This window comes from Jongsikchunia kroppenstedtii DSM 45133 (assembly GCF_000380485.1).
In the GTDB taxonomy this organism is placed as follows: domain Bacteria; phylum Actinomycetota; class Actinomycetes; order Mycobacteriales; family Mycobacteriaceae; genus Jongsikchunia; species Jongsikchunia kroppenstedtii.
The window spans coordinates 205,272-227,841 of record NZ_AQYG01000049.1 but is presented as its reverse complement, the minus strand read 5'-3'; the positions used below and the strand labels follow the sequence as shown (position 1 = coordinate 227,841).

Annotated in this window: 20 protein-coding genes; 4 read left to right on the top strand and 16 right to left on the bottom strand. The window is 66.7% G+C overall.

Annotation, left to right across the window (positions count from 1 at the left end):
• Positions 1-218: 218 nt before the first annotated feature.
• The 4 genes from wag31 to rlmN all read left to right on the top strand — a co-directional run bounded on the left by wag31 (position 219) and on the right by rlmN (position 6,151).
• Complete coding sequence (gene wag31 / locus G341_RS0115145) at positions 219-1,058, top strand: DivIVA-like cell division protein Wag31 (RefSeq protein ID WP_018180005.1); 840 nt, start codon at positions 219-221, stop codon at positions 1,056-1,058.
• 94 nt (positions 1,059-1,152) lie between these two features.
• Entirely contained in the window at positions 1,153-1,527 is a 375-nt protein-coding gene (locus G341_RS22205) for a hypothetical protein (protein WP_018180004.1), read from the top strand.
• A gap of 335 nt (positions 1,528-1,862) precedes the next feature.
• Entirely contained in the window at positions 1,863-5,030 is a 3,168-nt protein-coding gene (ileS, locus tag G341_RS0115130) for an isoleucine--tRNA ligase (protein WP_051092850.1), read from the top strand.
• Positions 5,031-5,041: 11 nt separating this feature from the next.
• On the top strand, positions 5,042-6,151 hold the full coding sequence (gene rlmN / locus G341_RS0115125) for a dual-specificity RNA methyltransferase RlmN (RefSeq protein ID WP_018180001.1): 1,110 nt from the start codon (positions 5,042-5,044) through the stop codon (positions 6,149-6,151).
• A gap of 93 nt (positions 6,152-6,244) precedes the next feature.
• Here the strand turns inward: rlmN and G341_RS0115120 are convergent, their stop codons facing one another.
• The 16 genes from G341_RS0115120 to G341_RS0115045 form a co-directional block, all read right to left on the bottom strand.
• Complete coding sequence (locus G341_RS0115120; RefSeq protein ID WP_018180000.1) at positions 6,245-6,514, bottom strand: DUF2631 domain-containing protein; 270 nt, start codon at positions 6,512-6,514, stop codon at positions 6,245-6,247.
• A gap of 77 nt (positions 6,515-6,591) precedes the next feature.
• The gene (gene nuoN, locus G341_RS0115115; protein WP_026303724.1) at positions 6,592-8,217 is read right to left on the bottom strand and encodes an NADH-quinone oxidoreductase subunit NuoN; all 1,626 of its coding nucleotides are present in this window, start codon (positions 8,215-8,217) and stop codon (positions 6,592-6,594) included.
• 11 nt (positions 8,218-8,228) lie between these two features.
• Entirely contained in the window at positions 8,229-9,845 is a 1,617-nt protein-coding gene (locus tag G341_RS0115110; RefSeq protein WP_018179998.1) for an NADH-quinone oxidoreductase subunit M, read from the bottom strand.
• Positions 9,842-11,731: an NADH-quinone oxidoreductase subunit L gene (gene nuoL / locus G341_RS0115105; RefSeq protein WP_018179997.1), complete on the bottom strand. Its 1,890-nt coding sequence runs from the start codon at positions 11,729-11,731 to the stop codon at positions 9,842-9,844. The genes G341_RS0115110 and nuoL overlap by 4 nt, the downstream gene beginning before the upstream one ends.
• Before the next feature lie 13 nt (positions 11,732-11,744).
• A complete protein-coding gene (nuoK, locus tag G341_RS0115100; protein WP_018179996.1) occupies positions 11,745-12,044 on the bottom strand; it encodes an NADH-quinone oxidoreductase subunit NuoK in 300 nt (99 codons plus the stop codon).
• Entirely contained in the window at positions 12,041-12,841 is an 801-nt protein-coding gene (locus G341_RS22200; RefSeq protein ID WP_018179995.1) for an NADH-quinone oxidoreductase subunit J, read from the bottom strand. Before G341_RS22200 ends, nuoK begins: the two co-directional genes overlap by 4 nt.
• Positions 12,838-13,368, bottom strand: coding sequence for an NADH-quinone oxidoreductase subunit NuoI (gene nuoI / locus G341_RS0115090; protein WP_018179994.1), 531 nt, complete (start codon positions 13,366-13,368; stop codon positions 12,838-12,840). The genes G341_RS22200 and nuoI overlap by 4 nt, the downstream gene beginning before the upstream one ends.
• Positions 13,361-14,635 carry an NADH-quinone oxidoreductase subunit NuoH gene (gene nuoH, locus G341_RS0115085; protein WP_018179993.1) on the bottom strand — a complete coding sequence of 425 codons (1,275 nt, stop codon included), beginning with the start codon at positions 14,633-14,635 and terminating at the stop codon, positions 13,361-13,363. The genes nuoI and nuoH overlap by 8 nt, the downstream gene beginning before the upstream one ends.
• Position 14,636: 1 nt before the next feature.
• Positions 14,637-17,012 (bottom strand): NADH-quinone oxidoreductase subunit G, encoded by a 2,376-nt coding sequence (locus tag G341_RS0115080; protein WP_018179992.1) that lies wholly within the window; start codon positions 17,010-17,012, stop codon positions 14,637-14,639.
• On the bottom strand, positions 17,012-18,343 hold the full coding sequence (gene nuoF / locus G341_RS0115075) for an NADH-quinone oxidoreductase subunit NuoF (RefSeq protein WP_018179991.1): 1,332 nt from the start codon (positions 18,341-18,343) through the stop codon (positions 17,012-17,014). The genes G341_RS0115080 and nuoF overlap by 1 nt, the downstream gene beginning before the upstream one ends.
• Positions 18,340-19,104, bottom strand: coding sequence for an NADH-quinone oxidoreductase subunit NuoE (gene nuoE / locus G341_RS0115070; protein WP_018179990.1), 765 nt, complete (start codon positions 19,102-19,104; stop codon positions 18,340-18,342). Before nuoE ends, nuoF begins: the two co-directional genes overlap by 4 nt.
• Positions 19,101-20,396, bottom strand: coding sequence for an NADH-quinone oxidoreductase subunit D (locus G341_RS0115065; RefSeq protein WP_018179989.1), 1,296 nt, complete (start codon positions 20,394-20,396; stop codon positions 19,101-19,103). Before G341_RS0115065 ends, nuoE begins: the two co-directional genes overlap by 4 nt.
• Entirely contained in the window at positions 20,396-21,067 is a 672-nt protein-coding gene (locus tag G341_RS0115060) for an NADH-quinone oxidoreductase subunit C (protein ID WP_018179988.1), read from the bottom strand. The genes G341_RS0115065 and G341_RS0115060 overlap by 1 nt, the downstream gene beginning before the upstream one ends.
• On the bottom strand, positions 21,064-21,624 hold the full coding sequence (locus G341_RS0115055) for a NuoB/complex I 20 kDa subunit family protein (RefSeq protein ID WP_018179987.1): 561 nt from the start codon (positions 21,622-21,624) through the stop codon (positions 21,064-21,066). The genes G341_RS0115060 and G341_RS0115055 overlap by 4 nt, the downstream gene beginning before the upstream one ends.
• Complete coding sequence (locus G341_RS0115050) at positions 21,615-21,980, bottom strand: NADH-quinone oxidoreductase subunit A (protein WP_018179986.1); 366 nt, start codon at positions 21,978-21,980, stop codon at positions 21,615-21,617. Before G341_RS0115050 ends, G341_RS0115055 begins: the two co-directional genes overlap by 10 nt.
• A gap of 152 nt (positions 21,981-22,132) precedes the next feature.
• A complete protein-coding gene (locus G341_RS0115045) occupies positions 22,133-22,555 on the bottom strand; it encodes an ANTAR domain-containing protein (protein WP_425402075.1) in 423 nt (140 codons plus the stop codon).
• Positions 22,556-22,570: the final 15 nt, after the last annotated feature.

Sequence of the window (22,570 nt, the reverse complement as noted above, 5' to 3'; positions counted from 1 at the left end):
CGGACAGAAGAAATCTCTCATATTGCAATCCGTTTGATTTCAGGATTGCCACGACGGGATGCAACGAACGGTTCTAGTGTGACAGGATGGACTCCGGTTAGGTCATGATGCTAATACTGAACAATCCTTAGCACGATAAGGTTCGTTCGCTAGGTATCACGATGGTGACGCTCCATGAGAGTTCGAAGTTTCGACGACACGTTTAAGGGGACCGAGCAATGCGGCTGACTCCAGCTGATGTGCACAACGTCGCGTTCAGCAAACCGCCGATCGGCAAGCGCGGCTACAACGAGGACGAAGTCGACCAGTTCCTGGACTTCGTCGAGGCAGAGCTCGCCCGGCTCCTCGAGGAGAACACCGACCTGAAACACCGGGTCGAGGAACTCGAAGCCGAGCTCGCACAGGCGAAGAAGGGTGGGGCGGCGCCCGCGGCAGCTGCGCCGACGCCCGCGCCCGCCGCTCCGACTCAGGCATTCGGTGCCGCCGGCCTCGCCGGTGGTGCACCCGCGGCCGAGCCGGCCGCCGCCGAAGGTGGCGACCACAACGTTCGCGCCGCTCGCGTGCTGAGCCTGGCCCAGGACACCGCGGACAAGCTGACCGGCAACGCCAAGTCGGAGTCGGAAGCCCTGCTCGCCGACGCCCGGCAGCGGTCGGACGCCATGGTGAGCGATGCCCGGTCGAAGTCCGAGGCGATGCTCTCCGACGCGCGTCAGCGCAGCGAGGCCATCCTGGCCGACGCGCAGACCCGCGCCGAGGCGCAGACCCGCCAGGCGCAGGAGAAGTCCGACGCCCTGCAGGCCGACGCCGAGCGCAAGCACACCGAGATCATGGGCACCATCAACCAGCAGCGCACCGTGCTGGAGGGTCGAATCGAGCAGCTCAAGACCTTCGAGCGGGAGTACCGCACGCGGCTCAAGACCTACCTCGAGTCCCAGCTGGAGGAACTGCAGCAGCGCGGCAGCGCGGCTCCGGTCGACAACACCCGTGGCGACGCGTTCTCGTCCGACCCCGGCAATGGTGGTTTCACGCAGACCACCGGTGGCCACGGCCAGCGGTAACCCACGAAAAGAATTCTCTGCCAGCGTCGCGCAGGTGCCACCGGCTCCTGCGCGACGCTGCTTTTGAGGTCATTCACGTTCGAGGAGGTCGCCAGTGCTCGTCATCGCTCTCGCTGCCACACTGATCGGGTTCGGTCTGCTGGTTGCGGCACTGGTCACCGGCACCCTGTGGTTGGCGCTGGCCTGCATCGTGGTCTGTGTGCTGGGCTGCGGATTCCTGTTGGCGGACGTCGTCGGGGTTCGCCGGCGCGTACCGCCTGATGCCGACGATTCCGACAGTGGCGACCCTGACAACGGTGACCACGGCAGCGGCGATATCGGATCGGGCGAGGACGAGGGTCCGGAGGACGAGTGGGCGGTGCAGGACGAGGATCCGCCGACCGGACCGATCGCAATGCACGACCCGCATACCGATGTGATCGGTACGCCGGAGGAGATCGAGAATCACGGCAAGAAGCGTCACGACTGAGCGGCAGGAAGGTGTGATCGGCGCCCGCCTTGCCGGTTGATCTAAGCTGTTCATGCAACGATCCGGCCATCACCGGGGAGCATCCGGAAGAACGGCGCAGGTGGTCGACGACCACGGCGCCTACTAGACCCGGACGGGTTGGCCCGTCACAGCCTGTTGAGAGAGGCGAAGCCGCGCCGCAGCGCGTCGGGCTTGGCAAGCGGGGTGGTACCGCGGACATCGTCGGCCGACGATGAATCGTCCCCGTGCCCGTGATCACCGCAGGTGATCGGACACGAGTGGAGCCGCAGCAGGTGAGCGAGCAGCAATTCCGACGGGTGTACCCGCTGGTCGACATGACCGGCGCCGAATCCGGTGCCGCCGGGACGCCGTCGTTTCCGCGCCTCGAGGAGCAGGTGCTGGCCTATTGGAAAGACGACGACACCTTCCGCGCCAGCATCGAGAATCGCTGCGACAGCGACGAGTTCGTCTTCTACGACGGCCCGCCGTTCGCCAACGGACTACCGCACTACGGCCATCTGCTGACCGGCTACGTCAAGGACCTCGTGCCGCGGTTCCAGACGATGCGCGGAAAGCGTGTTGAGCGCCGATTCGGTTGGGATACCCACGGATTGCCTGCCGAACTGGAGGCCGAGCGCCAGCTGGGGATCACGGACAAGTCCGAGATCGAGAAGATGGGCGTGGAGAAGTTCAACGACTACTGCCGGAGCTCGGTGCTGCGCTACACCGACGAGTGGCGGGAGTATGTCACCCGCCAGGCCCGCTGGGTCGACTTCGACAATGATTACAAGACGCTCGACATCGACTTCATGGAGTCGGTGATGTGGGCGTTCAAGACGTTGTACGACAAGGGATTGATCTACCAGGGCTACCGGGTGCTGCCGTACTCCTGGTATGAGCAGACGCCGCTGTCGAACCAGGAGTCCAAGCTCGACGACGCCTACAAGATGCGTCAGGACCCGGCGCTGACGGTGCGTATGCCCCTGCGTAGCAACAAAGAACACGGTGGGCCCGGACCTGATTTGCCGCAGCTCGACGGCGTCAGCGCGATCATCTGGACCACGACGCCGTGGACACTGCCGTCGAACCTCGCGATCGCGGTGCATCCGGAGGTCGAATACGCGCATGTGCGCGCCGAGGACGGTCAGGAATACCTGATGGCCGCCGCGCGGGTGCCGGCGTATCCGCGCGAGCTGGGCGAGAATCCGGAGGTGCTGGGCACTTATCAGGGCACGCAGCTGGTCGGGCTGGGCTACGAGCCGCCGTTCGATTTCTTTGCCGGACACCCGAATTCGCATGTCGTGCTGTCGGCCGACTACGTGACCACCGACAGCGGCACCGGCGTGGTGCACCTGGCTCCCGCATTCGGTGAAGAGGATATGGACGTGGCGACCGCCGCGGGCATCGAGGTCGTGCAGCCGCTGGATCCCGGCGGCAAATTCACCGATCAGGTGCCGCCGTATCTGGGTCTGCAGGTGTTCGATGCGAACCCGGTGATCATCAAGGACCTCAAGGCGGCCGGAAAGGTGGTGCGGCACGAGACGATCGAGCACTCCTATCCGCATTCGTGGCGATCGGGACAGCCGCTGATCTACATGGCGGTGCCGTCGTGGTTCGTTGCCGTCACCACCTTCAAGGACCGGATGCTGGAGCTGAACCAGCAGATCACCTGGTCGCCCGCGCATATCAAGGACGGTCAGTTCGGCAAATGGCTTGAGGGCGCCAAGGATTGGAATATCAGCCGAAATCGGTACTGGGGTGCGCCCATCCCGGTGTGGATGTCGGACGATCCGGCATATCCACGGATCGACGTCTACGGCAGCCTGGACGAGTTGGAGCGCGACTTCGGCGTGCGCCCGACCGACCTGCACCGGCCGAATATCGACGAGCTGACCCGACCGAATCCCGATGATCCGACCGGAAATTCGACGATGCGCCGGGTGCCGGAGGTACTCGACTGCTGGTTCGAGTCGGGCTCGATGCCGTACGCCCAGGTGCACTACCCGTTCGAGAACCGGGACTGGTTCGACGGCGGCAACGGCGAAGTCGCCCACAACCCGGGCGATTTCATCGTCGAGTACAACGGGCAGACGCGTGGCTGGTTCTACAACCTGCACGTGCTGGCGACCGCCCTGTTCGATCGTCCGGCATTCAAAACCGTTGCGGCGCACGGCATCGTCCTGGGCGACGACGGCCAGAAGATGTCCAAGTCGAAGCGCAACTACCCGGACGTCAACGAGGTGTTCGACCGCGACGGCTCGGACGCGATGCGCTGGTTTCTGATGGCGTCGCCGATCCTGCGCGGCGGCAACCTGGTGGTCACCGAGCGCGGCATCCGCGAGGGCGTGCGGCAGGCGCTGCTGCCGCTGTGGAACTCCTACAGCTTCCTGCAGCTGTACGCCGACCGGCCGGCGACGTGGAGCACCGCGTCGACGAACACGCTCGACCGGTACATCCTGGCGAAGGCCGCGGCCACCCGGGACGCGATGACGGAGCAGCTGGAGACCTATGACGTCGCGGGTGCGTGCGACGAGCTGCGGACGTTCCTGGAGGCGCTGACCAACTGGTACGTGCGGCGTTCGCGCCCGCGGTTCTGGGCCGGGCAGGACGAGGCGCCGGAGGCGTTCGACACCCTGTACACGGTGCTGGAGGTGACCTGTCGGCTGGCGGCGCCGCTGCTGCCGATGGCGGCCGAGGCGATCTGGCGCGGGCTCACCGGCGAGCGTTCGGTGCATCTGACCGACTGGCCGGCCGCGGACGAGCTGCCGCGCGACGCGGATCTGGTCGCCGCGATGGATGTCGTGCAGCAGGTCTGCTCGGCGGCATCGAGCGTGCGCAAGGCCAACAACCTGCGGGTGCGGCTGCCGCTGCCGCGGTTGACCGTCGCCAGCGCCGACGCCGAGCAGGTGGCTCCGTACACGGATCTGATCGCCGACGAGCTGAACGTGAAGGCGGTCGAGCTGTCGACCGACGTCGATACCTACGGCACCTTCGAGCTGGCGGTGAACGCCAGGGCGGCCGGACCGCGGCTGGGCAAGGATGTGCAGCGGATCATCAAGGCTGCCAAGGCCGGTAACTGGTCGGTGCGCACCGAGGGCGGCGAGGACATCGTCACCGTCGACGGCACCGATCTGGTCGAGGGGGAGTACACCCGCAAACTCGTTGCCGCCGAGCCGGATTCGACGGCCGAGCTGCGCGGTGGCCTGGTCGTCCTGGACACCACGGTCACCGAGGAGCTGGAGGCCGAGGGCTGGGCCAAGGACCGGGTGCGCGAGCTGCAGGAGGCGCGACGCACCGCCGGGCTCGACGTGTCCGACCGCATCCGGGTCGTGCTGGCCGTGCCGGCCGCCCGCACCGAATGGGCACAGCGGCATCGCGATCTGATCGCCGGCGAGGTGCTGGCCGTCGAGCTCGAGGTGGTCGGCGCCGATGTCGATCGTCAGGATCTGGTCGATCTCGGTGACGGCGTCCGTGCGGCGATCACCAAGGCGTCAGGGAGCTAGGCTCATTACCGATGGCAACTGATCTTCCCCTGGTCTTCGAGGCACCGCGGCGCGGCAAGGCGCCGCGGCATCTCGCAGATCTGGACGCCGCCGGACGGGTCGCGGCCGTCACCGAGCTGGGGCTGCCCAAGTTCCGGGCCGACCAGCTCGCTCGGCAGTACTACGCCCGACTCAATGCCGATCCGGTGGAGATGACGGATCTGCCTGCGGGCGTACGTGATTCGATCGGCCAGGCGCTGTTCCCCGAGCTGATGTCGCCGGTGCGGCACATCTCCTGCGACGACGGCAGCACCCGCAAGACGCTGTGGCGGCTGCACGACGGCACGCTGCTCGAGAGCGTGCTGATGCGGTATTCGGATCGCACCACGCTGTGCGTGTCGAGCCAGGCCGGCTGCGGCATGGCCTGTCCGTTCTGCGCGACCGGTCAGGGCGGTCTGGATCGCAACCTGTCCACGGCGGAGATCGTCGATCAGGTGCGTGCGGCCGCCCGCGCGATGCGCGACGGCGAGGTCGGTGAGCCCGGCCGGTTGTCGAACATCGTGTTCATGGGAATGGGCGAGCCGCTGGCCAACTACAAGCGGGTCATCGACGCCGTGCGGCGCATCACCGAGCCGCCGCCGAACGGGCTCGGCATTTCGCAGCGTTCGGTCACGGTGTCGACGGTCGGCCTGGTGCCAGCGATCCATCGGTTGGCGGGCGAGGGCCTGTCGGTGCGGCTGGCGGTATCGCTGCACACGCCCGACGACGAGCTGCGCGACACCCTGGTGCCGGTCAACAACCGGTGGCCCGTGTCCGAGGTGCTGGAGGCCGCTAGGGCCTATGCCGACACCACCGGTCGGCGGGTGTCCATCGAATACGCGCTGATCCGGGACATCAACGACCAACCGTGGCGCGCCGACTTGCTGGGCAAGAAGCTCAAGGCGGCGCTGGGGCCGCTGGTGCACGTCAACCTCATCCCGCTCAACCCCACACCGGGATCGAAATGGGATGCCAGCCCCAAGCCGGTCGAGCGAGAATTCGTCCGCCGCGTCAACGAGCAGGGCGTCACCTGCACCGTGCGTGACACCCGGGGCCAGGAGATCGCGGCCGCCTGCGGTCAGCTCGCGGCCGAAGAGCGCTGAGACGCAACAAACCCCGCATCGGGCGACATTCCCGACTCGATTTCGAGTGGGGTTTGTCGCTCAGTGCGGGGTTTGCGAAAAGTGCTTAGCGGGTCAGCGCTTCCACTTGCCGCGGTTGACGATGAAGCTGCGCATGATCCACAGGATGCAGGCGATCGCGAAGGCGACGAGGTAGATGTCCTCGACGTGGCCCTTCTGATTGCCGACGAGCATCAGCAGCAGTCCGACGGCCGCGATGCCGAGCACGGTGCGGTACCAGGCGGGAGACTCGCCGTGCCAGCCGAAACGGGCCGACGGCGCGTCGATGGGCTCGCGCTTCCACACGGGGAGCTCAGATTCGGCGTGCTGAACCTCGGTGCTCACGATTTCTCCTGACGGTCTGCAACTGTTCGGGCCTCAGCATATCGGTAGCGCTGTGATTCGCCTGCGACCGGTGGCCGTCATGGGGCAAAAACGGCGGCGTGATTCGCCATATCGAGCAGTACCTGCGGCGCGACGCCGGCGAACAGCGTGAATGCCGCGCACAGGGCGACCACCGCGGCCGTCGGGCGCAAGCGCATCGGCACCGGCGAGGTCATGCGAGGGTCGGCGTCGGTGAAGTACATCGACACGATGACGCGGACGTAGAAGTAGGCGGCGATCGCGCTGCACACGACACCGACGATGATCAGCGGGGCGGCGCCGGCCCCGGCGCAGGCGCGGAACACCGCGAATTTGCCGATGAACCCGCCGGTGAGCGGGATCCCAGCGAACGACAGCAAGAACAGTGACATCGCCAGGCCGAGAAGTGGGGACCGCCGGCCCAGCCCGACCCATTGCCGCAGATCGGTGAGCTCCTGCCCGTCCGGCCCGCGGACCAGCCCGATGGCCGCGAAGGCGCCGACCGTGCTCACGGCGTAGATCAGCAGGTAGAACATCATCGCGGACAGTCCGTCGTGGTCGGCCGCGATGATGCCGGTGAGGATGAATCCGGTGTGCGCGACCGCGGAGTAGGCGAGCATCCGCTTCACGTCGCCCTGGGTGATGGCGGCGATCGAGCCGATCACCATCGTGGCGATGGTGATGATCCAGAGGATCGGCCGCCAGTCGTCCTTGAGCCCGGGAAACGCGACCAGCAGCAGCCGGGCCAGGGCGAGGAACGCGGCCACCTTGGTGGCTGCCCCCATGAAGGCGGTGACCGGCGTGGGCGCTCCCTGGTAGACATCCGGCACCCAGAAGTGGAACGGCACCGCGCCGACCTTGAACAACAGCCCCACGCTCAGCAGGGCGAGGCCGAGCAGCAGGAAGGTACGGTCGCCGTGGCCGATCCGGATCTGCTCGGCGATGTCCGGCAGTCGGACCGTGTTGGTCGCGCCGAACACGAAGGCGGCGCCGAACAAGAAGAAGGCCGACGAAAATGCCCCCAGCAGAAAGTATTTCATCGCCGCTTCCTGGGAGGCCAACCGTTGGCGGCGGGCCAGCGCACACATCACATACAGCGGCAGCGACAGCACCTCGAGGGCGACGAACATCGTGAGCAGGTCGTTCGCGCAGACGAAGACCATCATGCCGCCGGTCGCGAACAGAGTCAGCGGGAATATCTCGGTCTGCTGCATGCCGGCGCTGTCGGCGAGCCGTTCGGCGTCCGAGCCGGGTTCGGTGGCCGCCTGCGCGGTGACATAGTCGAGCTCGGTCCCGCCCGATGATGCCGACACTGACACCGATTCGACGGAAACCGTGTGGGCGACCAGGGCTTCCGCCCGTGCCGTGCGGACCGATCGCTGTGCCATCAGGGTGACGCCGAGCGCCGCGGAGACCAGCAGTGTCGCCTGCATCAGCAGCGCGGCGTTGTCGACGGCCACCGCGCCGGACATCGCGGTCCGCCGCGTGCCCGCCAGGCCGACGATGGCGATGAAGCCGCCTACGATTCCCACCGCGGCCACCACCAGCTGGCTGGCATAGCGAGCCCGACGCGGCATGAAGGCCTCGAGGAGCACCGAGATCACCGCCGCGCCGAAGACGATCAGCATGGGCATCAATAGGTGGTACTCGACGGATGGCGCGGGTGGGTGATGGGATGCGGCCAGGACTGCAGAAGTCACTTGGGGTCACCGCCTTTCAGCGCCGCGGTCGGCGGTGGGTCGGTCTGGTGCACCGTGGTCAGCGTGTGCCCGACGGCCGGGTCGATCAGGGACAGCAAGGGTTTCGGATAGATTCCGAACACCAGCAGCAGCGCCAGCAATGGGGTGAGCACCAGCAGTTCCCGGTGCCCCAGGTCGCGGACCTTCGCCGAATCGTCCGTCGCCGGCCCGGTCATCATGCGCTGGTAGGTCCAGAGGATGTAGATGGCGGCGAGGACGATCGCCGTGGACGCGATGATCGCCGCGACCGGGTACCGCGTGAAAGTGCCGATGAGCACCAGGAATTCGCTGATGAATGGAGACAGGCCGGGCAGCGACAGGGTGGCGAGCCCGGCGATCAGGAACACCCCGGCGAGGACGGGCGCCACCCTGGCGGTGCCGCCGAAATCGGCGATGTTGCGGGTACCGCGGCGCGCCACCAGGAAGCCGGCGACCAACATCAGTGCGGCGGTGGAGATCCCGTGATTCACCATGTAGAGCGTCGAGCCGGACTGCCCTTGGCTGGTGAACGCGAAGATGCCCAGCACGATGAATCCGAAGTGAGAGATGGAGGTGTAGGCGATCAGCCGCATCACGTCGCGTTGACCGATCGCGACGATCGCACCGTAGATGATGCTGATCACCGACAGCGTGATGATCAGCGGCGTGAAATATCTGGTGGCGTCCGGGAAGAGCTGAACGCAGTACCGCAGCATGGCGAAGGTGCCGACCTTGTCGACCACCGCCATCATCAGCACCGCGGACGCGGGAGTGGACTGCACGGCCGCGTCGGGGAGCCAGGAATGCAGCGGCCACAGTGGGGCTTTGACCGCGAAGGCGAATATGAATCCGCCGAACAGTGCTTTCTCGACGCCGGGGTCGATGTGCAGCTGACCGGATGAGATCGCCTCGGTGATCGCGCGCAGGTCAAAGGTGCCGCCGCCGTGATGGTCGGTGACCACCCAGAGCCCGATGACGGCGGCCATCATGATCAGCCCGCCGAACAGGTTGTACAGCAGGAACTTCACCGCGGCCCGCGACCGCTGAGCCGGGTCGGATGCGGTGCCGCCGAAGCCGCCCAGCAGGAAGTACATCGGGATCAGCATCGCCTCGAAGACGATGTAGAACAGCAGCACGTCCAGCGAGATGAACGACACGATGACCATTGCTTCGACGGCGAGGATCAGCGCGACATACCGGCCCGGGCCGGGGACGGCACCGATCGGTCCGCTCTTGACCACCACATCGTCGTGGCCGCCGTCGGCGTCGCGCCAGCCGGCCAGCAGCAGCACCGGCACCAGGGCAGCCGTCAACAGCAGCAGCACAACGGCGATGCCATCGACGCCGACGGCGTAGCGGGCGCCGAAATCCTTGATCCAGTAGTGGGATTCGACGAACTGGTACCGGTCGCCGTCCGTCTTGAATCGGGCGGCGACCACGATGATCATCACGAGCACCGCGGCCGAGGCGGCGAGGCCGATGTATTTCGCGGCCGAATCGGTGGCGGCACGACTGCGTCCGGCGCGGGCCGGCAGCAGCGCGGCGGCGATCGCCCCGACCGCAGGAACGATCCACATCACCGTCAAGATGCTCATCGCAGCCCCACCACCATCAGCACGGCGGCCACCACCAGGGTGCCCGCGAGCATGGAGACCGCGTAGCTGCGGACGTAGCCGGTCTGCATGCGGCGCAAGGCGGTTGAGGCCAGGCCGATCGTGCGCGACACCCCGCCGACGGCGCCGTCGATGACGAGGGTGTCGCCGGTTGTCAGCGCGGTGGTCAGCTGCTGCCCGGGCCGCATGAAGGCCGCCTCGTTGAAGGCGTCGCCGTAGAGGTCGCGGCGGGCGGCGATGGTGATCGGTGTGCCGACCGGGGCGGTGTCGGCGACCTCGCCGAACGCGTACTGCCGCACCGCGACGGCGATTCCGATGGCCACGACGGCGAGAGCGAGCAGCGAGATCGACCAGGAGGGGATCGGCGGCTCGGAATGGTGATAGGGGACGGCCGGCGACAGCCAGCTGACGATGGAGTCGCCCCACAGCAGCAGGCCACCCGCGGCGATCGACCCGATGGCCAGCAACACCATCGGTGCCGTCATGGAGGTCGGCGCCTCGTGCGGGTGTGGTGTCGAATCACCCTGACGCCAGCGCGGTTTGCCGAAGAACGTCAGCACCATCACCCGGGTCATGTAAAACGCAGTCAGCCCGGCGCCCAGCAGCGCGACGATCCCGAGGATCCAGCCGCCGGCACCGTCCGATGCGAATGCGGCCTCGATGATGCGGTCCTTGGAGAAGAAGCCGGAAAACGGCGGGACGCCGATGATCGCCAGGTAGCCGAATCCGAAGGTGGCGAACGTGATCGGCATCAGCGTGCGCAGCCCGCCATAGCGGCGCATATCGGTCTCGTCGTCCATCGCATGCATCACCGACCCGGCCCCGAGGAACAACCCGGCCTTGAAGAAGCCGTGGGTCAGCAGGTGGGCGATCGCGAAAACATAACCGGCCGGGCCGAGTCCGGTCGCGAGCACCATGTAGCCGATCTGGCTCATGGTCGACGCGGCCAGCGCCTTCTTGATGTCGTCCTTGGCGCAACCGATGATCGCGCCGAACATAAGCGTCACCGCACCGACGACGATGACCCCGGTGCGGGCGTGCGGCGCGAGATCGAAGATCGGGTTCGCCCGGGTGACCAGATAGACGCCGGCGGTTACCATCGTCGCGGCGTGGATGAGCGCGGACACGGGCGTCGGGCCCTCCATCGCATCCCCCAGCCACGACTGCAGCGGTACCTGTGCCGACTTGCCGCATGCGGCGAGCAACAGCATGAAACCCAATGCCGTGAGGGTGGATTCGCTGGCTCGGTCGGCCGAGCCGAAGACATCCGCGAAGGACAGCGACCCGAACGTGTGGAACATGATCATCAGCGCGATCGCGAGCCCGAGATCGCCGACCCGATTGACCACGAATGCCTTCTTGGCCGCGGTTGCCGCGCTCGGCTTGTGCTGCCAGAAACCGATCAGCAGATAGGACGCCAGGCCGACACCCTCCCAGCCGAGGTACAGCCCGAGGAAGTTGTCGGCCATCACCAGGATCAGCATCGCGCCGAGGAAGAGATCCAGATACCCGAAGAACCGGCGACGGCCGGGGTCGTCGGCCATGTAGCCGACCGAATAGATGTGAATCAGCGAGCCGACGCCGGTGATCAGCAGGACGAAACACAGTGTCAGCTGGTCTATCTGGAGACCGAAGTCGACGCGCAGTGACGCGACAGGCACCCAGCTGAACAGATGCTCGTGCATCGGCCGGTCGGCGACCGATCGGCCGATCATCACGATCGCCGCGATGAGCGCGACCACGAAGCTCGCCACCGCCATGAGCACCCCGATCAGGTGCCCCACCCGGTCGAGGCGGCGTCCGCCGAGCAGCAGCACTGCGGCACCGGCGAGGGGGAGAGCCGGAAGGAGCCACAATGTCGAATTCATCTGCGCGGGCCGCCTAGTTCTTGAGAAGGTTCGGGTCGTCGACGGAGGCCGATCGGCGGGCACGGAAGATGGTCATGATGATCGCGAGACCGATCACCACCTCGGCGGCGGCGACGATCATCGTGAAGAACGCGATCACCTGGCCGTCGAGATTGTGGTTGATCCGGCCGAAGGTGACGAACGCGAGATTGGCGGCGTTGAGCATCAGCTCGACACTCATGAAGACGACGATCGCGTTGCGGCGCAGGGCAACTCCGGCGGCGCCGATGGTGAACAGCAGCGCCGCGAGGTAGAGGTAGTTCTCGGCATTCATCGGCGATCGGCCCTCTCGCGATCCTGCTTCTCGCGGAGTTCGCGGGCGGTGAGGCCGGCGTTGACGGACAGGTCGGACATGCTGCCGTCGGGCAGCCGCGCTGGCATGTCGACGGCGTTATGCCGGGCGTACACACCGGGATTCGGCAGCGGTGTCATCCGGCCGCCGGGCAGCAGCCGACGGACCGACAGCTCCCGCTGCCCGGCCGGAGCCTCGACGCGTTCGCGGTGCGCCAGGATGAGTGCGCCGAGCGTCGCGGTGATCAGGAGCGCGCCCGTCAGCTCAAAAGCCCAGAGATAGCTGACGAAGATGCGTTCGGCGAGTCCCTCGACGTTGCCGCTCGGATCGGCGCCGGGCCGGGCCGGGTAGACCTGTCGCGGCCCGGCGATCGCGGTGGTGGCCGCATTGCCGATGGCCGAGATCAGTAGGACGCCGAATCCCACCCCGGCTATCGTGATCCAGACACGTTGTCCCCGAATGTTTTCGGTGATGGCATCGGCGGAGTCGACGCCGATGAACATCAGCACGAACAGGAACAGCATCATCACCGCGCCGGTGTACACCACGACCTGGGCGACACCGAGGAACATCGCGCCCTGTGCCACGTAGCAGATCGCGATCACGATCATCGTCAGTGCCAGAAACACCGCGGAGTAGACGGCCTTGGGCGAAAGGACCACGCCCAGCGCCCCGGCGACCGCGATCACCGCCAGCACCCAGAACTGCACGGCCTCACCCGTGGACGTCCGCTCGACTGCGGCGAGAACGGCCGGATCGGCAATCGCCGCCGCGATCATGACTGTCCCCGTAACAGGTTGACCCCCACAATGTTTCCGCGGTAGTAGTCCTCGTCGGTCGACTCGGTGGCCATCGCGTGCGGCGGCGGCGCCATATCCGAGGTCAGCGGCGCCAGCAGCCGATCCTTTCCATAGATCAGGTCGGATCGATTGTCGTCGGCCATCTCGTACTCGTTGGTCATGGTGAGCGCCCGCGTCGGGCACGCCTCGATGCACAGGCCGCAGCCGATGCAGCGCAGGTAGTTGATCTGATAGACCCGGCCGTAGCGTTCACCGGGCGAAAAGCGTTCCTGTTCGGTGTTATCGGCGCCCTCCACATAGATGGCGTCGGCCGGGCAGGCCCAGGCGCAGAGTTCACAACCGATGCATTTCTCCAGGCCGTCCGCGTACCGATTCAGTTGGTGCCGCCCGTGATACTGCGGCGCGATCGGCCCCGGGTGCTCCGGGTAGTACTCGGTGACCTTCGGCTTGAACATCTGCTTGAAGGTGACCCAGAATCCGAGGACCGACCCGAATGCTTTAGCCATGATGGGATCCCTTCCGAACGGGAACGCCGACGAGATCGCTGTTGTCCGGAATCCACTGTGGCACCAGGAAATCCTGGTCGTCGGGACCGCGGGGGATAATCGGCCGGCGGCGAGACCAGAGGGCGCGCCAGAGCACGCCGATCACCAGGACACCGGCGACGATCCCACCGACGGTGAGGCCGGTGGTGACGTGGCTGTAACCCTCCAGCCGCATCGCCCGGGCCAACGCGACGACCATCACCCAGCCGAGGGCGACTGGGATCAGCACCTTCCAGCCGAGATGCATGAACTGGTCGTACCGCAGCCGCGGCAGGGTCCCGCGCAGCCAGATGAAGACGAAGAGGAACAGCCAGACCTTGCCGAGGAACCACAGGATCGGCCACCAGCCGGAGTTGGCGCCGTCCCACATGTTGATCGGCCACGGTGCATGCCAGCCACCGAGGAACAGTGTGGTCGCGACCGCGGAAACCGTGGCCATGTTCACGTATTCGGCGAGGAAGAACATCGCGAAGCCGAGCGAGCTGTATTCGGTGTGGAAGCCGCCGACCAGCTCGCCTTCGGCCTCGGGGAGGTCGAAGGGCGCCCGGTTGGTCTCGCCGACCATCGAGATCACGTAGATGACGAAGGAGGGCAGCAGCGCGAAGGCGTACCAGAGCTTGTCCTGCGCGGCGACGATGCCGGAGGTCGACATCGTCCCGGAATTCAGGAAGACGGCCGCGAACGTCAACCCCATCGCGATCTCGTAGGAGATCACCTGCGCCGACGAACGCAGGCCGCCCAACAGGGGATAGGTGGAACCGGATGCCCAGCCCGCCAACACGATCCCGTACACGCCGACAGAGGTGACGGCGAGGATGTAGAGCACGCCGGCGGGCAGGTCGGTCAGTTGCAGGGGGCTGTGATGACCGAAGATCGACACCGTCGGCCCGAACGGGATGACGGCCCAGGCCATGAGCGCGGGCACCACCGAGATGATCGGCGCCAGCATGTAGATCGGCCGGTCGACCATCGTCGGGATGATGCGCTCTTTGAAGCCGAGCTTCACGGCATCGGCGACGCTCTGCAGCACACCCCAGGGTCCGACCCGGTCGGGTCCGACGCGGGATTGCATCCAGCCGACGATCTTTCGCTCGACCAGGATCACCACGATCGTGTTGACCAGCAGGAAGGCAATGATCACCACGGCCTTGATGAGCACCAGCCAGAACGGATCGTGTCCGAAGGCCGAGAGGTCTGCGGCGGCGAGATCGGTGGTGTGCGTGCGCATGTCACCAGACCTCCACGGCCACGTGGGTGCCGATCGCCGGGCCCAGGGTCTCGTGCACATGGCTGCCGGCCGACCGCAGCGGCAGCCAGACGGTGCGGTCGGCCATGTCGACGATCTGCACCGGAAGCGTGATCCGACCGCGGGAGTTGCTGACGCTGATGGTGTTTCCGTCCTGGGCGCCGATCTCGTCGGCCAGCGCGCGGCCGATCATCGCCTGCACCGGATGTGCGGTGCCGGCCAGGTCGGGCGCCCCGCGTTGCAGGGTGCCGTTGTCGAGCAGCATGCGCCAGCCGGCGAGTCGGGCTTCCCCGGGTGGTGGCGCTGGCCGCGATGTGTTCATGGGCCCGAAGATCCCGGGCCGATCGCCGGTCCATGGGCCGAGGCTGTCGAGTTCCCGCCGCAGGACGGTCACGTCGGCGAGCCCGATGGGCCGCTCGGCTGCGTCGGCGATCGCCGACAGCACACGGTGATCGGCCATCATCTCCGGGACATCCAGCGCGCGGGCAAAGCCTCGTTGGCGGCCTTCCCAATTCAGATAAGTCCCCGACTTTTCGGCCGCGGCGGCGACGGGCAGAACCACGTCGGCCGCCTCGGTCACCGCCGTCGGACGCTGTTCGAGGCTGACGACGAAGCGTGCGGCCGCGAGTGCCGCCAGGGCGGCCTGCGGGTCGGGCAGATCGCCAGGATCGACGCCGCCGACCAGCAGCCCACCGATCTCTTCGCCCGCTACGGGGTCGAGGATCTCTCGGCAGTCGCGTCCCGGGTTGGCCGGCAGGGGTACTCCCCACAGCTGCGAGACCTGTTCGCGCGCTGTGGCATTCTCTACCGGCCGGCCGGCCGGCAGAAGATAGGGGTGCGCGCCCGCATCGATGGCTGCGCGTTCACCCGCCCGGCGGGGAATCCAGGCGAGCCGCGCACCCGTTGCCGCAGCCAGGATGGCGGCAGCGCTGAGCGTCCCGCCCGACGCCGCGGCGCGCTCGCCGACCAGAATCACCGACCCCGGTTGTGCGAGCCGCGCGTCGCCGCGCAGGGATTCCAGCGCTGCGGGTTCGTCGCCCGGCGTGGTGAGCAGCATCTCCGCGTCGAGCTTCTCGGATCCACGACTCGTCAACGGCGCCATCGAGATCACCGCGGTGCGCCCGGACCGAACCGCCTTGCGCAGCCGAAGGAAGACGATCGGTGATTCTTCCTCGGGCTCGAACGCCACCAGCAGCACAGTCGGCGCGGACTCCAGATCGGCGTAGCTGACGTCGGCACGGCCGGCGACCATGGCGGCGAGGAAGGTGCCCTCCTCGATGCTGTGGTCGCGCGCTCGGAAGTCGATGTCGTTGGTTCCCAGCACCACTCGGGCGAACTTGCTGTAGGCGTACGCGTCCTCAAGGGTGGTCCGGCCGCCGGTCAGCACCGCCGTCGACTGCGCGGTCAATCCGCGGGCCGCGACGTCGACGGCCTCCGGCCACGACACCGTCCGCAGCTCGTCGCCGTCGCGGATCATCGGTGCGCGCAGGCGATCGTCGGTGGTGGCGTAGGCGAATGCCCATCGGCCCTTGTCGCAGTTCCATTCGGTGTTGACGTCCGGGTCGTCGCCGGCGAGTCGCCGCAGCACCTGTCCACGGCGATGATCGGTGCGGCTCGCGCAGCCGCTCGCGCAGTGCTCGCACACGCTGGGTGTCGAGATCAGGTCGAATGGCCTTGCCCGAAATCGGTATTCGGTGTTCGTCAGTGCGCCGACCGGGCAGATCTGCACGGTGTTCCCGGAGAAGTAGCTATCGAAGGGGTGCCCGTCGGCGATACCGACCTGCTCGGTCGCGCCGCGCTCGACGAGTTCGATGAGCGGGTCGCCGGCGACCTGATCGGCGAACCGGGTGCAGCGCGCGCACAGGACGCAGCGTTCCCGGTCGAGCAGCACCTCGGACGACAGCGCGATCGGCTTCGGGAAGGTGCGTTTGATTCCGGTGAACCGGGATTCAACGCGGCCGGTCGACATCGCCTGGTTCTGCAGTGGACACTCGCCGCCCTTGTCGCAGATCGGGCAGTCCAGCGGATGGTTGATCAGCAGCAACTCCATCACGCCGCGTTGCGCCGTCTCGGCGACCTCGGACGAACCCTGGGTGGCGATCACCATGCCGTCGGTGACGGGAATCGTGCAGGCGGCCACCGGCTTGCGCTGCCCCTCCACCTCGACGATGCACTGGCGGCAGGCCCCCACCGGATCGAGCAGCGGGTGATCGCAGAAGCGCGGAATGTTGATGCCGACCTGTTCCGCCGCCCGAATGATCAAGGTGCCTGGGGCGACTCGTACCGGCCGACCGTCGATCGTGATGCCGACGAGACCGTCGTCGACGGTGTCGGCGGTCTGGTCCATCTCCGTGGTCATCAGGAACGACCCGTCCCGGCCGGGGCGAAGGCCGTCGACGCCGCCGGATTGAACGGGCAGCCGCCGCCGGACACATGAGCGATGTACTCGTCGCGGAAATGTTTGAGCGAGGACAGGATCGGGCTCGCCGCACCATCACCCAACGCGCAGAACGATTTTCCGATGACGGTATTGGTGACGTCGAGCAGCGTGTCCAGCTCGCCTTCCGTCGCGGTGCCGTCCTCGATGGAGCGCAACAACTGCACCAGCCAGTAGGTGCCCTCGCGGCAGGGCGTGCACTTGCCGCAGGACTCGTGGGCGTAGAACTCGGTCCAGCGCAGCACGGCCCGCACCACGCAAGTGGTGTCGTCGAAGATCTGCAATGCCTTGGTGCCCAGCATCGATCCGGCCTCGCCGACGCCCTCGTAGTGCAGCGGCACATCGAGTTCGGCGGCGGTGAACATCGGCGTCGACGATCCGCCGGGAGTCCAGAACTTGAGTTCGTGGCCGTCGCGGACGCCGCCGGCGATGTCCAGCAACTCGCGCAGGGTGATGCCCAGCGGCGCCTCGTACTGGCCGGGCCGGCGCACATGCCCGGACAACGAGTAGAGAGTGAAGCCGGGAGACTTCTCGGTGCCCATGGATCGGAACCAGTCGACGCCGTTTGCGAAGATATACGGCACCGACGCAATGGATTCGGCGTTGTTCACCACGGTCGGGCAGGCGTACAGGCCGGCGACGGCGGGGAACGGCGGCCGCAGTCGCGGCTGGCCGCGACGGCCCTCCAGCGAGTTCAACAGCGCCGTCTCCTCCCCGCAGATGTAGGCGCCGGCACCGGCGTGGACGATCAGCTGCAGATCGAAGCCGGTGCCGAGGATGTCGGTCCCGAGGTAGCCGGCCTCGTAGGCCTCGGCGACCGCATGCTGGAGCCGGCGCAGGACGGGAACCACCTCGCCGCGGACGTAAATGAACGCACGGGCGGCCCGAATGGCATATGCGGCGATGACGATCCCCTCGACCAGCGCATGCGGGTTCGCCATCAGGAGCGGGATGTCCTTGCAGGTGCCGGGTTCCGACTCGTCGGCGTTGACCACCAGGTAGTGCGGCTTGTCGCCGCCCGGCGCATCGCCCTGCGGGATGAACGACCATTTCTGTCCGGTGGGGAAGCCGGCACCGCCGCGTCCGCGCAGCCCGGATGCCTTGACGGTGTCGATGACCTGATCGGGTTCGGCAGCCAGGGCCTGCTTGATGCCGGTATAGCCGCCGTGTCGCCGATAGCCGTCCAGCGTCCACAGATCGGGATCGTCCCAATGCCGGGAAAGAACGGGTGTTAACGGCGATGGTCCGGTCATGACGCACCTCCTGCGGTCTGCGGCGGCACCTCCGACGGATCCGGTGCGGCCCAGCCGTTCTCGTCGGCGATCCGCAGGCCGACCAGCGTCGGCTCGCCCGCGTCGGCCGCGGCCGCGGCGTCGGGGTGATTGTCGGGAAGCCCGGCAAGAGTCCGGCAGGTCTCACGGAACGTGCACAGCGGCGCACCCCGGCTCGGCTGCACGACCTGACCGGCCCGCAGCGCATCGACGAGATCGGCTGCGCTGGTGGGCGTCTGGTTGTCGAAGAACTCCCAATTGACCATCACCACCGGGGCATAGTCGCAAGCGGCATTGCATTCGACATGTTCGAGCGTCACCTTGCCGTCGGCGGTCGTCGCCCCCGGTGCGACCTGCAGACGCTCGACGAGTTCGGCCAGGACCGCGTCGCCGCCGAGTACCGCGCACAGCGTGTTGGTGCAGACACCGACGAGGTAGTCGCCGGTCGGCTCGCGCCGATACATGCTGTAGAACGTGGCCACTGCCCGCACCTCGGCCGCGGTCAGATCCAGTTGTCGGGCACAAAAATTCAGGCCGGCATCGGTGAGGCAGCCATCCTCGGACTGCGTCAGGTGCAGCAGCGGCAGCAGTGCCGATCGCGGATCGGGGTAGCGGGTGACGATCTGTGTGGCATCGTCCACCAGCCGCCGATAGACGTCGTCCGGGTAGGTGATGTTCTCGGCCGGATCCGGAGCGGCCGGAGCCGGGTCGGGGAGCCTTACGCGGTTCGGGTGCTCCGTCATCGGTCCACACCGCCCATCACCGGATCGATACTCGCCACGGCCGCAATGACATCGGCCACCATGCCGCCCTCACAGCAGGCCGCCACCGCCTGCAGATTGGTGAACGACGGATCGCGGAAATGCACGCGGTATGGCCGGGTGCCGCCGTCGGACACCACATGCACGCCCAATTCGCCACGAGGGGACTCGATTCCGACGTACGTCTGCCCGGCCGGCACCCGGAATCCCTCGGTGACCAGTTTGAAGTGATGGATCAGGCCCTCCATCGACCCGCCCATGATGTGCGCGATGTGTTCCGGCGAATTCCCGAGCCCGTCGGGGCCCAGCGTGAGATCGGCGGGCCAGCCGAGCTTCTTGTCCGACACCATCACCGGCCCGGGCTGCAGCCGGTCGAGGCACTGCTCGACGATCTTCAGCGATTCCTTCATCTCGGCGATACGAATCAGGAAACGCCCGTATGCGTCGCAGCCGTCGTCGATCGGGACGTCGAACTCGTAGTTTTCATATCCGCAGTAGGGCTGGGACTTTCGCAGATCCTGTGCCAGACCGGCCGCCCGCAGCATCGGGCCGGTGACGCCGAGTGCGATACAACCGGCGAGGTCGAGGTAGCCGATACCCTCGGTGCGGCCGCGCCAGACGCGGTTGTTGCTGAGCAGATTCTCGGTGTCACGCAGCCGACCGGGCAGCATCGCGAGCAGCTCGCGCACCTTGCCGATGGCGCCATCGGGCAGATCGGTGGCGACGCCACCGGGCCGGATGTACGCGTGATTCATCCGCAGCCCGGTGATCGCCTCGAAGACGTCCAGCACCACCTCGCGGTCGCGGAATCCGTAGAGCATCGCGCTGATCGCGCCGAGCTCCATGCCGCCGGTCGCCAGGGCGACCAGGTGCGAGGACACTCGATTGAGCTCCATCAGCAGCACTCGGATCACCGACGCCCGCTCGGGGATGTCGTCGGTGATTCCGAGCAGCCGTTCGACCGCCAGGCAGTAGGCGGCCTCGTTGAAGAACGGGGAGAGGTAGTCCATCCGGGTGACGAATGTGACGGCCTGGGTCCAGTTGCGGAACTCGAGGCTCTTCTCGATTCCGGTGTGCAGGTAGCCGATTCCGCAGCGCGCCTCGGTGACCGTCTCGCCCTCGATCTCCAGGATCAGTCGCAGCACGCCGTGGGTGGACGGGTGCTGCGGACCCATGTTGACGACGATGCGCTCGTTGCCGGCGCGGGCCGCCGCGGCGACGACCTCGTCCCAGTCGCGGCCGTCGGCGGTGATCGTCAGAGTCGGTGTGGACATCAGCGGTACGACCTGCGTTGATCCGGCGGCGCGATGGTGGCGCCGCGATACTCGACGGGGATGCCGCCGAGTGGATAGTCCTTGCGCTGCGGATGGCCCTCCCAATCGTCGGGCATCTCGATGCGGGTGAGATTGGGGTGCCCGTCGAACACGATGCCGAAGAAATCGTAGGTCTCGCGCTCGTGCCAGTCGCAGGTCGGATAGACGTCCGTGAGCGACGGAATATGCGGATCGGAGTCGGGCACGGCGACTTCCAGGCTGACCAGTCGCCGGGTGCTGATCGATCGCAGCGGGTAGAGCGCGTGCAGCTCACGTTCGGCCTCGTCCGGATAGTGCACGCCGCTGACGCCGAGTGACAGTTCGAAACGCAGCTGCTGATCGTCGCGGAGCGTCCGCGCGACCTCGATCAGTGACTCCCGGGCGATGTGCAGTGTCAGGGCGTCCCGGTGGACCACCACCGACTGGACGGCATCGTCGAATCGATCGCCCAGAGCCTCTGCCAGCCGGTCGACTATATCGTCGAAGTAGCCGCCGTACGGCCGGGAACTGCTGCCCGGCAACACGATCGGTTGCACCAGCCGGCCGTAGCCCGAGGTGTCGCCGGTTCCCGTGCCGCCGAACACTCCGCGGCGGGTACCGATCATGTCGCCGTTCGTGTCAGTGGGGCTCATTTCAGCAGCCCCTTGAGTTCGATGGTGGTGGGTGCGGCCAGGGCCGCCGCCTCGGCGGCCTTGATGGCCTCGATGCGGTTGACCCCGAAGGGCATCTGCTGCACCTGCTCATGCAGCTTGAGGATCGCGTGCATCAGCATCTCCGGCCGCGGCGGGCAGCCGGGCAGGTAGATGTCCACGGGCACAACATGATCAACGCCCTGGACGATGGCGTAGTTGTTGAACATGCCGCCCGACGACGCGCAGACGCCCATCGACAGGACCCACTTGGGCTCGGCCATCTGGTCGTAGATCTGGCGCAGCACCGGCGCCATCTTCTGGCTGACGCGCCCGGCGACGATCATCAGGTCGGCTTGCCGGGGCGAGGCGCGGAACGCCTCCATGCCGAATCGTGCGAGGTCGTAACGGGATCCGGCGGTGGCCATCATCTCGATGGCGCAGCAGGCCAGCCCGAACGTGACGGGCCACATCGAGCCCTTGCGCATGTACCCGGCGAATCCCTCGACCGTCGAGAGCAGGAAGCCGCCCGGGACCTCGCCGCCGCTTTCTAATCCCATGTCAGACCACCGCGTCGCCATTCGTAGGCATAGGCGACGGACACGTTGACCACGAAGAGGGCCATCGCGCAGAAGCCGAACATGCCAAGGGAATTGAAGTAGACCGCCCACGGGTAGAGGAAGACGATCTCGATGTCGAAGATGATGAACAACATCGCGGTGAGGTAGTACTTCACCGGAATACGTTGTGTCCTCAGGCTTTCGCCGGACATCGGCTCGATACCGCACTCGTAGGCGGCGTATTTGGCGCGGTTGAAGCGGTGCCGGGGGCCGAGTTTGCCGCCCATGCCGACCGAGAACGCGGCGAATACCACCGCGATCGCTCCCATGACCAGAATGGGTACGTACGCGTTCATCGCCAGTGCCTCCCAGGTGGAGAACCGAAGGCCGAAGTGTGGCCTACACCACACACTATCGACTCAATTGCCCAGGACAGTTCCTATTGGTGATGAAGTATTGAGATAGCGATTGATGACAGTCCGAGATATATGAGACCCGGTGATCCGGGTCAGTTGTCGCTCCACGCGGTGCTCGCCAGCCTGCTCAGCCGGTCGTACAGCTCGTAGCGTGAGCGCAGCGTCTCGGAGGCGGTACGCGCGAGAGCGAAGGGGTCCACAGGTCGTACGACTATGGCGTCGGCCTCAGACCAATCCGCGAGCCAGCGATCCTGCTCGCGACTGACGAGCAGCAGAATCGGTGGGGGACTGGCGATTTCGTCGTGGATCTGGCGTGAGAGCCCCATTCCGCCGTGTGGCGAGGCCTCGGCATCGAAGATTGCCAGATCGATCCCTCCGGCGGCGAGCTCGTCGCGAACCACCTGCGCGGTGGCGACTTCGAGCACCTGAACGGGCGGCAGATCGCGGGTGGGGCGCTCGCCGAGCGCGTCGATCACCTGCCGGCGGCTCTGCGAATTGCTGCTGTACACCAGCACATTCAGATGATTCGC

What these genes read in the sequence shown, in the direction of transcription:
- nuoI (WP_018179994.1), bottom strand. Translation starts at nt 13,368, where the DNA reads ATGGCTAAAGCATTCGGGTCGGTCCTCGGATTCTGGGTCACCTTCAAG.
- nuoH (WP_018179993.1), bottom strand. Translation starts at nt 14,635, where the DNA reads ATGCGCACGCACACCACCGATCTCGCCGCCGCAGACCTCTCGGCCTTC.
- G341_RS0115050 (WP_018179986.1), bottom strand. Translation starts at nt 21,980, where the DNA reads ATGAACGCGTACGTACCCATTCTGGTCATGGGAGCGATCGCGGTGGTA.
- rlmN (WP_018180001.1), top strand. Translation starts at nt 5,042, where the DNA reads ATGGCAACTGATCTTCCCCTGGTCTTCGAGGCACCGCGGCGCGGCAAG.
- nuoL (WP_018179997.1), bottom strand. Translation starts at nt 11,731, where the DNA reads ATGAATTCGACATTGTGGCTCCTTCCGGCTCTCCCCCTCGCCGGTGCC.
- G341_RS0115065 (WP_018179989.1), bottom strand. Translation starts at nt 20,396, where the DNA reads ATGTCCACACCGACTCTGACGATCACCGCCGACGGCCGCGACTGGGAC.
- ileS (WP_051092850.1), top strand. Translation starts at nt 1,863, where the DNA reads ATGACCGGCGCCGAATCCGGTGCCGCCGGGACGCCGTCGTTTCCGCGC.
- G341_RS0115110 (WP_018179998.1), bottom strand. Translation starts at nt 9,845, where the DNA reads ATGAGCATCTTGACGGTGATGTGGATCGTTCCTGCGGTCGGGGCGATC.
- G341_RS0115080 (WP_018179992.1), bottom strand. Translation starts at nt 17,012, where the DNA reads ATGACCACGGAGATGGACCAGACCGCCGACACCGTCGACGACGGTCTC.
- G341_RS0115055 (WP_018179987.1), bottom strand. Translation starts at nt 21,624, where the DNA reads ATGGGATTAGAAAGCGGCGGCGAGGTCCCGGGCGGCTTCCTGCTCTCG.
- wag31 (WP_018180005.1), top strand. Translation starts at nt 219, where the DNA reads ATGCGGCTGACTCCAGCTGATGTGCACAACGTCGCGTTCAGCAAACCG.
- nuoF (WP_018179991.1), bottom strand. Translation starts at nt 18,343, where the DNA reads ATGACCGGACCATCGCCGTTAACACCCGTTCTTTCCCGGCATTGGGAC.
- G341_RS0115060 (WP_018179988.1), bottom strand. Translation starts at nt 21,067, where the DNA reads ATGAGCCCCACTGACACGAACGGCGACATGATCGGTACCCGCCGCGGA.
- nuoE (WP_018179990.1), bottom strand. Translation starts at nt 19,104, where the DNA reads ATGACGGAGCACCCGAACCGCGTAAGGCTCCCCGACCCGGCTCCGGCC.
- nuoK (WP_018179996.1), bottom strand. Translation starts at nt 12,044, where the DNA reads ATGAATGCCGAGAACTACCTCTACCTCGCGGCGCTGCTGTTCACCATC.
- G341_RS22200 (WP_018179995.1), bottom strand. Translation starts at nt 12,841, where the DNA reads ATGATCGCGGCGGCGATTGCCGATCCGGCCGTTCTCGCCGCAGTCGAG.